The sequence below is a fragment of the Salegentibacter profundi genome (assembly GCF_054121475.1).
Genome location: NZ_JBSYGG010000007.1, coordinates 1 through 12,238, shown reverse-complemented (window position 1 = coordinate 12,238; position 12,238 = coordinate 1). Strand labels below are relative to the sequence as shown.

Sequence of the window (12,238 nt, the reverse complement as noted above, 5' to 3'; positions counted from 1 at the left end):
AGGAATATGATAAGGCTCAGGTTTAAAATGATAAATGGACTTACTAGCTCACAAAATGAAATAATGGGTAAAAGATAAACACTTTATAACAGTAGTTTAGAAAAGTTTCACAGTTCCTAAGTTTTTCTGCATTAAATTTACCTTTCAGAGACCATGGCACAAAATATGTTAAAAATATGTGCGTTTTAAGCTTATAATCTGGAAATCAAGTTTGATAAACCCTAAATACTATGAAAAAGATACCCTTGTTTATATTTTTTCTGATGCTTTGCCTTCCCGCAGTAAGTCAGGCTCAGGATTTGAGTGATAATCAGTCGGTGACAGAACAGGTGCTAACCGAGCTCAACAGGGAACGTAGCCTGCTTAGCCGGAATCTGGATTACAGAATAAAAGAAATCGATTCTAAAATCAGCTCCCTGGATGAGAGCATTAAAAATTCAAATTCTTCTGCTGAGAAAGTGGAAAAACTACTTGAGCGTGTAAAATACCTTGAGGAGCGGCAAGAGGAACTTGATAAGAATACTGTGAGTGTTTATAAATACAATTATAGTTCGGCGGTGTTGAATCTGGCCTCGATGGAACGTGAAATAAAACCCCTCAATCTTTTCAACAGTTCGAGAGAATTCTACGCTACCCTGGATCAGGTTAGTAATCCAATGAATTACGATGGTTACCAGGAATGGTTTGGCACTTTTAAAAAGTATGTAGATGAGGAAAAAAAAGATGATGCTCGTCTGGATGCTTTAAGTCATATTCTCAATGTGACCGGAGACCTTACTAAAGGAACTCCTTTTACCGGTATGCTTGCCGGTAGCCTGTTTGACGGTATTGGAAATTTCATCAATAACCTTAAACGCCGTGATAGAGACCTTAGGGAACGAAGTAATGAGATGCTGAAACTTACTACTTCTGTAGCTCAATTTACCCATGACAAGAATCTGATTGAGACCGAATGGGAATCGATCAACAAGAGTCTGGATGAGTTGAAGAAGCTTCAGAACAAAGCGATGGAGGAGAACCTTACCGATATGCTGGGGATTGATTTAAAAGAGTTTGAGAATAATTTCACCAATGAAACTGATGCTAAAAAACGGACCCAGTATATATTGGATATTTCCAAGGTGGCTGAGAATAAAATCGTAGAGGAAAAAGCTAAAAATCCTGAAAACTGGAAACAGGATTATCATGACCAGATGATCGCTGTCCAAAATCTGAAAATTAGATTTGGAACTATTACTTTTAGGATTCTTGAGAACCTCAATAAATATGAGCACCTTATAGAAAAGTATAAGGACGATAAATATCTTAGGGACAGAATGGCCCAACTCAAATTAAAACTGGACCTGGTAAGAAATAGCTTTGAAAAAACATTTAATCCTCAGGAATATATCAAGGCTTCCAATGAGATGTATGTGGTCGAATAATTGGTTCCAAATGAATTGGTTGATCTAAGGATCAGAAAGTACTTCATATAAATCCCTTAACTTAAAGAGTAGGTTGACCTTAAAAGGATTGCCATTGCCTAATAATAGATAAGCCAGGCATCTAATCTTTAGGGATACTTTTTTATTTATAAATTTTCATGGTGTAATTTCTGCCATGATACTTTGAGTCTTTTTCCTACCTTTATGGGAAAGAATTCCCGATGATTAAAAGAAAGAGGTACTCCCTGCGTCGCCCCAAGCCAAATAAAGCTTTACACCAGGCACCAGGCACTGCAACCTATGTAGGTCATAAAGAGTCGGTTGAAACCAAACTGGAGGTTATTGATTATAATAAGAAAAGTTTTGAACGCTTTATTTCCAAGACCCCGGAGGATGCGTTCAAATTTGAAGCCCCTGATAAGGTAACCTGGTTCAATATCGATGGTCTCAGCAATACAAAAAACATTGAAAAGTTAGGGGAATATTATGACCTTCACCAGCTCATCATTGAGGATATTGTAAATACGAACCAACGTCCAAAAATAGATGAGTATCAGGATTACATCTTCGTGGTGGCAAAAATGTTGTACCACGGGAAGAATGGACATATTGAAAATGAACATATAAGTTTTGTACTTGGGAAGGATTATGTTTTAAGTTTTCAGGAGGCAGGGGGAGATGTTTTCGATAATGTAAGGGACCGACTTAGTCGCTCGCACGGGCGCATCCGTTCCAACGGTGCCGATTACCTGTTATTCGCACTACTTGATGCCATTGTCGACAACTACTTTATTGTTATAGAGGATATTGCTGATAAGATTGAATATCTAGAGGAACGCCTTTTTGACAGCCAGCCGAACGATGATATCACCTTTGAAATTCAGGAACTCAAACGTACGATTTTACGAATCAGAAGGGCTGTTTTTCCGCTTCGGGAGGTAGTGAGCAGACTTGAAAAAATGGACGGGGATCTCATTAATGCTCGCACCCGAAATTATTTGCAGGATCTTTATGATCACATCCTTCAGGTCTCTGATAATATCGATATCTACCGGGAGATGACCTGGGGGCTAATGGATATGTACATGACTACCATTAGTAATAAAATGAATGAAGTGATGAAAGTCCTTACGATCATTGCCACGATTTTCATTCCACTGACCTTTATTGCCGGAATTTACGGGATGAATTTTGAATTCATGCCCGAACTCCGTTGGAAATACAGTTATTATGTGCTTTGGGGGATAATGCTCACTATATTTGTATTAATGCTTTTCTATTTTAAACGTAAAAAATGGTTATAAATAATAAATAAAATGAAGTTTCTTCCTATTATATTGAGTCTGATAAGTTTCCACGTGTTTTCACAAAACCCTGTATATATCGGCACCTATACTAAATCAGAAGCCCACGTTGAGGGTAAAGCTGACGGCATTTATTTGATGCATCAGGATGCAGAAACCGGAGATTTAAGTGAGCCCGTATGTGTGGCCGAAGTCGTTAATCCGAGCTTTGTAAAGACCTCATCCGATGGTAAAAACCTTTACGCTGTAAGTGAGTTAGGTCCAGGGGATGCACCATCAGGTTATATCCATTCCTTCCGCATAAAGGAGGATCATTATTTGGAGGAATTAGGAAGGGTTTCCACTGCCGGATTTGCACCTTGTCATATTGAGACCGATCAAAGCGGGGAATTCGTTTTTGTTTCAAATTATGTAGGTGGAGTAGTTATGGTTTATAAAAGAGACCAGAAGGGCAACCTTATAATACAACAGAAAATAGTACTTGACAATCCCGAAGAATCACATCCTCATTCTGTGAGTATTTCTTCAGATAATAAGTACGCCTATATCAATGACCTGGGTAATAATAAACTTTGGATCTTTAACTTTGATGTCAAAACGGGAAAACTGGTGCCCAATAAAATGCCGTATGTCAATCTTCCAGAAGGTGCCGGTCCAAGACATTTTAGCTTTTCAAAAGATGAAGATTTCGCCTATACCATTAATGAACTCAATAGTACTCTAAGTGCCTTTCAAAGGGATTCATTAGGAGGATTGTCCTTGCTTGAAACCTATTCCAGTCTTCCGGAAAATTTTGATGAAAAAAATTTCACGGCAGATATTCACCTTCACCCCACGGGTAATTTTCTTTATGCTTCAAATCGGGGGCATAATAGTATTGTAGCTTACCGGGTTAACAGGGAAAATGGAGAAATCCAATTGATAGATCATTATGCTACTCAAGGGGAGTTCCCAAGGAATTTTGCGATCTCTCCTGATGGTAATTTTTTATACGCCGCAAATCAGAATTCGGGGAATATTGCTATTTTTAGAATTAATAGAATGGATGGTAGATTAACTTCTCATTTAGACCCAGTGGAGGTTAAAACACCGGTGTGTATTGAATTTTCAAAATAAGTGTCTCTTAACCCCTTTTTATTTTGTTTAAATGGAGGGCTCTTTAAAAATACTATGGAAATGAAAAAGATTATTTTTTTACTACTAAGTCTTTCAATATTTTCATGCGGAACCAGTGTTCCCGCGATAAAGGGAGATATTATCAGACAAGCACAGAACACCCCTGATGCTTTTATTGTACCCCAGGGAATGGTATTAGAGGCTAAAACCTGCAAAAGCCCTATGATAGACCCCAGAACGGGGCTTGAAATAAAGCTCATTCGTTCTCAAGGTGGAGTTGGTGATTACAAAGTGCCTGACGGACAGTACGGGTTAAAAAATAAAGAGTTACTACGGCTTTATTGTGAAACAGGTAAAATTGCGGGTGTGGTTAAAAAATAAAAAGCCCCCTAAAAACTGGATGTTAAGGGGACTTTTCTTTGACTTGCTTCTTGCTTAATCAACCTGCTCAACGATAAAAAAGCCATCATTTCCCTGGGCCTGATATAGCGGCATAAAAATGCGTGCATTCCATTCACTTTTAATTTTCTTCCCATTATGAATAGCCAGAAACTCTCCTTTTGTGATCTTTTGAAAGTTTTCGAAGCCAGGTTCCATTTTAAACTGATCTGAATCTTCCAGGCCGTATCGGTGGACAAGTTCAAAAGTCCTTTGCTCAGGAGCATTTTTTTCTGCGAAATTATTGACACAGTCGGGATAGCCTGAAATCTTTGTAAGGTCGAGATTACAGGCTTCTTTCAAAGCAAGCCAGATCACACCTTCGTGGTTTTCAACTGAAGTCTTATCCGTGTGCTGACCGGCTTCAAGAACGAATCCTGTAAGTCCTGTTCTGCTTAAATAATGGTCAATGCATCCGTAAACCATATCGCTAAAACCTCTTACTATATAAGTTGGAAATTTGTGTGCCCACTGATCATTGTCATTGACCTCTTGAACAGAAATATAAGGAAGGCTGGGGGAGGAGGTGGTGTGGCAATCTAAAAAATAACGTTTGGTGAAATCGCTTTCCGGATATTGCTCGAGTACTTCAATAATCTCCCACATCTCCCTTTGCTCGTGGGTTTCTTTTTTCTTTTGCTTAATATTTTCTTCAGTCCAGGTACGATTAAGGTCTTCCTCTAAGTACCTCTTATTTTGATTAAGTGCCTCCTTATTACCAGAAACACCAATTAAAGTGCCTTCGATCTCTGGACTTGTCTTTTTTAATTCAGCAAAAACTCTTTCAAGGGCTTCTATACCGCTCGGTTCATTTCCGTGTACACCGCCGGTAACAAAAAGCAGTGGTCCTTTTTTACCACTTGTATATTTTCCTATAATTCTCGGGATCTCTTTCTTCTCCATACAATTCCATTTTTTGGTTTAATCCATTGTGGCCAGCACCTGATTAGAGAGCTGTCCTTTATACATTGACTTGTAATCGATCTTTCGTTCAATGGCTTCGATCACCATTGGGGTGAAATCTGGCAATCCAATGTCCTTGAATCTTTCCATACCTCCAGGACTTAAAACGTTGATCTCAATGAGTTTATCCTTGACCACATCTAATCCAACAAAAAAGAGCCCGTCTCGGATTAGTTTGGGTGCCGTTAGATCTACAATACGTTGCATTTCTGGAGTGAGATCACTACTATTGGCGGTGGCACCTTGGGTAAAATTGCTTCTGAATTCTCCTTCCCCAGGAGAACGGCGGATTATAGCCTGAACACCATCTTTAACCATTACCCTTCCATTGAGTAAGAGGATTCTCACATCACCATCTTTCACGGCAGGAAGAAATTCCTGGGCAATAACATAGCCCTGCTGACTTATGGTTTCAATGATTTGGTTAACGTTCCTTTCATTTTCGTCAATTAGATATACATCTCTACCCCCGGAACCTTCCAGAGGCTTTAAGACCATTTTCTTATCATGTTTTTCCCAAAACTTCAGGATGTCTTCCTTGCTTCGGGTAATAAGGGAATCCGGTTTGATGGATTCTGGTAATTCTTCGAAATAAAGTTTGTCTATAAAGGCATGGGAAAGTGCATAAGCATCATTTAGAACAAGTACGCCTTCCTGTTGCATCATCCTTCCAAAGGCAACGCCGGATTGCTCTGCCCATTCACGACCCGAACCCTCTTCAGTGGGATTATTTCTAATAAAGAGGACATCGAGATCTTTAGAAGTTAGCCTCTTTTTCTTAGCCTTGCTGCTTTGCAGAATCTCAAGAAATTTCTTCGGAGATTTGGTTTTAGTATTTTTTGGGATATGAGTGGCATTAATACTTACCGGGCTATCATGGTGAAAATTAAAATCTCCAACCCCCATAGCAAATACTTCATGACCTCGGTTAAAAGCTGCACTCATTAACAATAGCGATGTGCCAACCTTCTCGGTTTCCACATCATTTAATACAAAGCATATTTTCATCTAGTTATCATTTTTGAAAGAGGTAAACCCTCCTTGATTAGGTTTAATTTATTTTGAACATTTTCGGTTAATAAATAACTGGGCTTAAGCACCGATTTCTTTAATACTTTTCTTTCGGTTAGTTCTTTGATGATTTCGATATGTTTTAAGCCGAATTTTCCTGCCAGTAATGGTTCAAATTCGCCGCCATTTTGAAGGTGTTGCCTTAATTCGACCAGACCTTTGAGGTAGATGATATCTTTTAAAAAACCTCCTCCCTGCATCACTCTGGAAGTTATATTAAAGGCTCTCTCCCCCGAAAAGCCATAATCAGCCGTTAGAAGACGAAATATCTGCTGGAAATCTCCTCCCTCCAACAGGGCCGATCCTGCTATTACTCTTCCAGCCAGGGTTCTCAGACGGTTCGCGGTTAGGCCATCTACCAGGTATTCGGACATAACTGCTAAACCTTCCTGTAAAGGATCATAATCTGCAAGGCCGGTTCTTAATAACGATAAGGGTTGCTGGCTTCCGTTGTAATATGTTAATACATGGGTACCTACCTCATGCTGGATCAAGGCTTCAGTTTCGGTTTTATTCATCCTATAATCCTCTGGTATAAAAAGTTCCCCTTTGGAGACCATCATTATATTGACATCTTTGCGGATATGAACCTTACTTTTAAAATTTTCATCCTGCTCGGTAAAATAATCGAATTCCCGGCGCGCTAGACTGGAAAAACCTTTCGAGTCAATCATTTCAGCATCCTTTGAAGGTCCTTCTTCGTCAACTTCCCTTAAGAGTTTACCGGCTTCTTCACTTAAGATGGTTTCTATTCCTTTATATAGCCTGATGCTGTTATAGAAAAAGTTTTTGGTACCTCTCTCACTGAGCATGCTAATTTGCTGGTCCAATTCCTCTCGTTTTTCCCTGAAAAGGTGGGACATCGCAGGATCGTCTATTTCCTCGATTTTGAGATTATATAACTCCCGTTTAAGAACATCGGGATCGATAGGTAAAAGTCGGTAGTGATAATCAAGTACTTTATCGAAATTCGAATCGAAAAATTTCTTTTTGATTTCATGTATATTAGAAGGAGAGATAAGCCATAGGAATTCATAAGAACTCTCAATTTGTCCTAACTTTTTATCGATTTCAAAAACTTTGTCCTTTAAGTATTTTCTTCCCAATGCATGAAAGCTTGCCAACCCACATGAGGTTTGCACCCTTATGTAATCAAAGATTCCTTTATGGATTGCTTTTATTATGAAATCACGGTAACCCCGAAAAAACACAGGGTAAAGCTTTCCTTCTATGTTTCGAAATACAGGGGGAATTTCAAGACCAACTACTACAGCCCCGGCTTGCTTGGTTTGTTCGATCTCCATTAAAGGGGAAGCACCTTCCTTTTGGCGATTAGGGGTATCCTTGATTTCGGCTTTAAGATAAAGCCCTGAATAGCGTTCATTTATCTTTTCCAATTCTTCTTGCAAAAGCTCAAGGGAAGACGCCAGTTTTTTAGCAGGACCTTTTATCGTAAAACAATTGGTGCCTGACTCTCCTGCATAGATTTCAAATAAGAGATAGGATTTAAATTCAGTGGCTAATTTATCAGATATGCGAAAAAGTAGATCCTGGTATGCTTTAAAATCCTTATTTCCAATAATAAGATAGGAAGCCTCACTCATGACCATCCGGGCTGTACCTGGATCATTTTCTCCTCGGCGGTATACAATTAAATAGGGTAGATCCTTCTCAATATGAAGCATGCCACCCCCGGGAAGACTACAACTTAATTCCTTTTCTTCCTCAAGGTTTGTTAAAATTTGCTTAATCGATTTCTCAGATAATTCCGATATATCTAGCATTCTTTTAAACGTCTTGTTTTGTTATAATGAATTCATTTTTTTGCAACGGTCTGAAAGCCTTTGATAAAGCCCTTTAGTTTCCAGAACCATCTGAATAAATTTAGAAAGAAAATCGAGCATAAAAGGGTGGAAATCAGACTTTGGGTTTTTTTTAGGATATAAATTACAGCGATTTAAAGAGAGATTGTTGGCTGAAGTAGGCCTTTTTATTAATATGAATCAAAAATTTAAAAAGGAGTTCTCTAGCTTAATTAGCACATATTTTTCATAAAAGATAGGAGAATCTTTACAAGATGAGGATAATAATAGATTTATATCGAATTTGTGGGGCTTTTATAGAATAAATTATGCACATACCATAAAAGCGACTATATTTAATGAAACTCAAGGAGTTTACACCTTTTTGCCCCCAATTTTCCCTATTGATTTTTATCACTATTTGGAGATTGATAATTCGTGCCCTACCTATTTTTAATAGAGAATTGTTGATCATAAAAAGCCCTGGTTCGTCCCGGGCTTTTTTTATAAAGAACGGTTCTAATCCTAATATTTATTCAGGCTACTATAAATTAAACTGCAGGATATTTCCAGCCCTTATTTTTGTTCTTAAAAACCGTTTTTCTTTGCCCTTAAATTTGAGAATTATTTGGAGCCCTAAACTCCTTATTTTATATACCGATACAAATCTACTGGTAATGGTTGTAAAACTGTAAAAGCATCGAGTAAATAGGGAGGAACAATCATGTATCCTAAACGTAAAGAAGGATGAGTCCGTTTGTTGAAACTTCCCAGGTAAATGACGCGATGTTGTTTATCCAGGCTAAAAAGAGATGTCATAGGATTATTCCAATTGGTAAATTCCTGATCATTATCATCTTCAATAATTACCGCTCCTTTTTGGGAGGCCCATTTTAGTATTTCAGCTCTTCGTGCCATACTTATCTTCACCACGGTGGGATACTGATTAGAAGGCGTGGTATAAATAATTTTTGGATTGCTACTACTATCCTTTGGAATGTGAAGACCCTCCTTATCTATTGATGCAGGTATATTTCTGGCCTCTATACTTTTAAATAGCTGACTAACCATAGTGAAGGTTGGGTTTTCCAGCACAACTTCATCCTGTGTATTAACCAAAGCAGTAGCAAGATAAAGAGAATGTACTGTATCTGAAGTAATTAATATCTGTTCGGGAGAACAGTCTATATTTCTATGAATTTTCAGGTAAGAAGCCAGGTTTTTCCGAAGTTCGGGAAGTCCGATGGGGTTGGAATAAGATAGTTCAGAAGGTTTTGCCTCGCCAGTAATCTACAATGAGTTTTCTCCAAATCTTGACGGGAAAAATATCTAAAGGGGGCAATCCCGGCCGAAATGCGATATTTCCGATATTTTTTGGTTTTGGAGAAGCAGCATTTTTAAGGAAAGCTTTTGCTCGATTTGAGATTTCAGGATGAGCTCTCTGCTTATCCTGAAGTTTAAAATTTAATCGAAGTTTTTTTTCTTTTGGCGATCGGATAAATTAACCTGAACCCTTTTTAGACTTAATGAAATCTTCAAGAATAAGAATTTCATAAGCTTTGACAACATTGCTTCTGGATATGCCCAGATCTTTAGCAAGTATCCGCGTGGGTGGTAGTTTGCTTCCTGGAGGAAGAGTACGTTTTTAAGATAGCCTCTCTTAATGCATCATATAAGCTCTTATATAACGGCTCTTTTTTTAGATCCAGGGTTAAACCATGTAGTTTAAGAACGCCTCGAATATTAAAACGCAAAATAGGTCTGGTAAATCTACCTAATTGTCTTTAAATTCACCGATTCAATTAAAAGAAATATATGAGTCCCAAAATTACTCTGGCTGGAAAAGCCTTTATTTTTTTAAGTATTGCAAGCCTGTTAAGTTGTTCGACACCTCAGAAAGTATCTTTTGAGAGTCCTGTTGATACCAGGGATAAGCCGGTACAACTTCAAGAAAAAACAACTTATGAACTTGAATATTTGAACGTTTATGCAAGTAATGAGTTCGATGGTGCCCGATTAAACGGGTTCAAAAAACTTAATGATAGTACTGTACAGGTAATAATTCGTCCTGAGAATAAACCTATCAATCCCAGTCCACATTATGCCTTTAACCTTTGGAGTTCCAGACCCAAGGATATTTATGTAGCCTTTCATTATCCGGATAGTTCAAAGCATCGGTACCTACCCAAAATTAAAGAAGACAATCAAACTTGGAAGCAGATAGATTCGACTAACTTTCATAAAATTGACTCCCTGTTTTCCGTAAAAGTTTCCCTTGATGAGGATCCTGTGATGATTGCTGCTCAGGAACTGGCAAATTCGTCAGATGTCAAAAACTGGTACACTCAGCTAACAAAGGGGAAGGACTATGTAAAAGTCAAGAAATATGGATCCTCCAAGTTAGGCAGGGAATTAAATGTTCTGGACATATACAAAGGAAAGAAAAAGGGAAAGCCAATAGTGGTTTTACTTACCCGGCAACATCCACCTGAAGTTACCGGTTATCTCGCATACCAGAGTTTCCTTGAAACCATCTTGGAGGAAAATGAACTTTCTGATCAATTTTTAAATGAATACAGAATTCTGGCTTTTCCTTTACTAAACCCAGATGGGGTAGACCTGGGTCATTGGAGACACAGTGTAGGTGGAATAGATTTAAACCGGGACTGGTCTCGGTATCGTCAACCGGAAGTTTATCAAACAGTAAAATATATTGATAAACAGGTTGAGAAAAATAATTCCAATTTGGTGCTAGGCCTGGACTTTCATTCTACTTTTGAGGATGTTTTTTATACCAACGATCGAAGAGAGGGAACCGCGCTCCCTGATTTTATTGATAATTGGTTTGAAGCTTTAGAGGCTGAGATTCCTTCCTATCAAGTGAATGAAGCCTCTAGCAATAGTAAAAAGCCTGTGTCTAAAGGGTGGTTTCTCAAAAGACATGATGCAGTAGGGATAACCTATGAAATTGGAGATAAAACGCCCAGGGATAGGATTGATGAAATAGGGCGGATTTCTGCTAACGAAATGATGAAAATACTAATCGATTAAATATCTAAACGAATACTAAGCTTTAATTATTTCAATGCTGATTTTATGGGCCGGAAATGCGGCTACAGCACAACAGCAGGTAACAGGGACGGTGCAGGATGCACAGGGGCCTTTATCGAGAAGAGGAAACTTTTAGCCATAATTCTATTAAACCTATCCAGTTATTAGGCTTTTCATGAGCGAGACCTTGGTACCCGTGCACTCTTTTCACTGTTAATGTTGTCGATTAAAAAATACGTACTATAAATCAGATTGGTTTATAATAGTTCCTCTGAATTTCCCACTGGTGAAATTTAGAATGTCAATTTCGCTTTCAGGATTACTATATTCCTGAAGCATTGTGAGGGTGAAATTCCCTTTTATCGTATTTCTCTCAGAATTGTACTCTGTAATAGTAAGTTGCGAGTCGGATTCCGGGTCGAGCTTATAGAGACTTGTGAGAACATCCCCACCCACGGTTGTATAATAGCTGCCTTGAGAATCTGATAAATCATAGGTTCCTTCTTCTTTTAATTTAATTTTAATTACAATAACCTGTTCATCCCCTGAGCCAAGTATGGTTAAAGTATCGGTTTCCTGATCAAGATAAACTTCTGGTGCTCCTCCATGCCAGTCCTCTTCATTTATTGTGGCTGAGATAAAATCAGATTTTTCATTGATATCATCATCTTTACTGCAAGAGAAAATACCAAGAGATAGGAGTATAATCAACAGCGGAATAAGCTTTAATTTTTTCATTATCTAATAGTTTAGCTTATTCTTTAGATGTGTCAAATGGTAAAAGGTTGCGTGAATTAAATTATATTCTTAATTATAAGTAAGTAAATCGTGGGGAAAATCCGGAAATATCTTAGGTTTCAAAAAATTGCGTGAAAATGCTTTTTGTATTCCCCGTTTTTCTATAGACAAGAATGTTTTCATCTCCATAATAAGGACCTAATCTGGCGGCATCGCTATTCAAGGCCATTGACTGGCCAACTCCATGAAAACCATTGCCAGGAAATGCTTCCCTAAAGCCATACAGGTTACAGATCGATTTCATGTGCAGAAACTTACCTTAGAAGCCTTA

The 12,238-nt window shown here is 38.2% G+C and carries 12 protein-coding genes and 1 pseudogene; 6 read left to right on the top strand and 7 right to left on the bottom strand.

Annotated elements, in window-relative coordinates; translation table 11 throughout:
- Positions 1 to 230 precede the first annotated feature (230 nt).
- From ACW6NC_RS10245 to ACW6NC_RS10230, 4 genes are all read left to right on the top strand, one after another.
- Complete coding sequence (locus ACW6NC_RS10245) at positions 231 to 1,424, top strand: hypothetical protein (protein ID WP_457865770.1); 1,194 nt, start codon at positions 231 to 233, stop codon at positions 1,422 to 1,424.
- 221 nt (positions 1,425 to 1,645) lie between these two features.
- On the top strand, positions 1,646 to 2,728 hold the full coding sequence (corA, locus tag ACW6NC_RS10240; RefSeq protein ID WP_457865768.1) for a magnesium/cobalt transporter CorA: 1,083 nt from the start codon (positions 1,646 to 1,648) through the stop codon (positions 2,726 to 2,728).
- 12 nt (positions 2,729 to 2,740) lie between these two features.
- Positions 2,741 to 3,844 carry a lactonase family protein gene (locus tag ACW6NC_RS10235; RefSeq protein ID WP_457865766.1) on the top strand — a complete coding sequence of 368 codons (1,104 nt, stop codon included), beginning with the start codon at positions 2,741 to 2,743 and terminating at the stop codon, positions 3,842 to 3,844.
- Positions 3,845 to 3,904: 60 nt separating this feature from the next.
- Positions 3,905 to 4,225, top strand: coding sequence for a hypothetical protein (locus tag ACW6NC_RS10230; protein WP_457865764.1), 321 nt, complete (start codon positions 3,905 to 3,907; stop codon positions 4,223 to 4,225).
- Positions 4,226 to 4,279: 54 nt separating this feature from the next.
- Here ACW6NC_RS10230 and ACW6NC_RS10225 read toward each other — a convergent pair whose 3' ends face one another.
- From ACW6NC_RS10225 to ACW6NC_RS10205, 5 genes and pseudogenes are all read right to left on the bottom strand, one after another.
- Positions 4,280 to 5,185: a succinylglutamate desuccinylase gene (locus ACW6NC_RS10225; RefSeq protein WP_457865763.1), complete on the bottom strand. Its 906-nt coding sequence runs from the start codon at positions 5,183 to 5,185 to the stop codon at positions 4,280 to 4,282.
- 18 nt (positions 5,186 to 5,203) lie between these two features.
- Positions 5,204 to 6,253 (bottom strand): glutathione synthetase, encoded by a 1,050-nt coding sequence (locus ACW6NC_RS10220; RefSeq protein ID WP_457865761.1) that lies wholly within the window; start codon positions 6,251 to 6,253, stop codon positions 5,204 to 5,206.
- Positions 6,250 to 8,100: a flavohemoglobin expression-modulating QEGLA motif protein gene (locus ACW6NC_RS10215; RefSeq protein WP_457865760.1), complete on the bottom strand. Its 1,851-nt coding sequence runs from the start codon at positions 8,098 to 8,100 to the stop codon at positions 6,250 to 6,252. Before ACW6NC_RS10215 ends, ACW6NC_RS10220 begins: the two co-directional genes overlap by 4 nt.
- A 663-nt stretch (positions 8,101 to 8,763) precedes the next feature.
- The gene (locus tag ACW6NC_RS10210) at positions 8,764 to 9,408 is read right to left on the bottom strand and encodes an aminotransferase class I/II-fold pyridoxal phosphate-dependent enzyme (RefSeq protein WP_457866017.1); all 645 of its coding nucleotides are present in this window, start codon (positions 9,406 to 9,408) and stop codon (positions 8,764 to 8,766) included.
- A 211-nt stretch (positions 9,409 to 9,619) separates the two neighbouring features.
- Positions 9,620 to 9,745, bottom strand: a pseudogene (locus ACW6NC_RS10205) (GntR family transcriptional regulator); the annotation flags it as partial.
- A 188-nt stretch (positions 9,746 to 9,933) separates the two neighbouring features.
- On the opposite strand from ACW6NC_RS10205, the gene ACW6NC_RS10200 reads away from it, so the two are divergent.
- Positions 9,934 to 11,169 (top strand): M14 family metallopeptidase, encoded by a 1,236-nt coding sequence (locus tag ACW6NC_RS10200; protein ID WP_457865758.1) that lies wholly within the window; start codon positions 9,934 to 9,936, stop codon positions 11,167 to 11,169.
- A gap of 240 nt (positions 11,170 to 11,409) precedes the next feature.
- Here the strand turns inward: ACW6NC_RS10200 and ACW6NC_RS10195 are convergent, their stop codons facing one another.
- Positions 11,410 to 11,907 (bottom strand): DUF6252 family protein, encoded by a 498-nt coding sequence (locus tag ACW6NC_RS10195; RefSeq protein ID WP_457865757.1) that lies wholly within the window; start codon positions 11,905 to 11,907, stop codon positions 11,410 to 11,412.
- A gap of 112 nt (positions 11,908 to 12,019) precedes the next feature.
- Complete coding sequence (locus ACW6NC_RS10190; RefSeq protein WP_457865756.1) at positions 12,020 to 12,211, bottom strand: hypothetical protein; 192 nt, start codon at positions 12,209 to 12,211, stop codon at positions 12,020 to 12,022.
- Here ACW6NC_RS10190 and ACW6NC_RS10185 point away from each other — a divergent pair.
- A partial coding sequence (locus tag ACW6NC_RS10185; protein ID WP_457866015.1) for a hypothetical protein occupies positions 12,188 to 12,238 on the top strand: 51 nt, incomplete at its 3' end. The two genes, ACW6NC_RS10190 and ACW6NC_RS10185, sit on opposite strands and share 24 nt — an antisense overlap.

Excerpts from the sequence above, each read along its gene's own strand:
- ACW6NC_RS10245 (WP_457865770.1), top strand. The coding sequence starts at position 231 with ATGAAAAAGATACCCTTGTTTATATTTTTTCTGATGCTTTGCCTTCCC.
- ACW6NC_RS10230 (WP_457865764.1), top strand. The coding sequence starts at position 3,905 with ATGAAAAAGATTATTTTTTTACTACTAAGTCTTTCAATATTTTCATGC.
- ACW6NC_RS10200 (WP_457865758.1), top strand. The coding sequence starts at position 9,934 with ATGAGTCCCAAAATTACTCTGGCTGGAAAAGCCTTTATTTTTTTAAGT.
- ACW6NC_RS10220 (WP_457865761.1), bottom strand. The coding sequence starts at position 6,253 with ATGAAAATATGCTTTGTATTAAATGATGTGGAAACCGAGAAGGTTGGC.
- ACW6NC_RS10190 (WP_457865756.1), bottom strand. The coding sequence starts at position 12,211 with ATGAAATCGATCTGTAACCTGTATGGCTTTAGGGAAGCATTTCCTGGC.
- ACW6NC_RS10215 (WP_457865760.1), bottom strand. The coding sequence starts at position 8,100 with ATGCTAGATATATCGGAATTATCTGAGAAATCGATTAAGCAAATTTTA.
- ACW6NC_RS10195 (WP_457865757.1), bottom strand. The coding sequence starts at position 11,907 with ATGAAAAAATTAAAGCTTATTCCGCTGTTGATTATACTCCTATCTCTT.
- ACW6NC_RS10225 (WP_457865763.1), bottom strand. The coding sequence starts at position 5,185 with ATGGAGAAGAAAGAGATCCCGAGAATTATAGGAAAATATACAAGTGGT.
- corA (WP_457865768.1), top strand. The coding sequence starts at position 1,646 with ATGATTAAAAGAAAGAGGTACTCCCTGCGTCGCCCCAAGCCAAATAAA.
- ACW6NC_RS10235 (WP_457865766.1), top strand. The coding sequence starts at position 2,741 with ATGAAGTTTCTTCCTATTATATTGAGTCTGATAAGTTTCCACGTGTTT.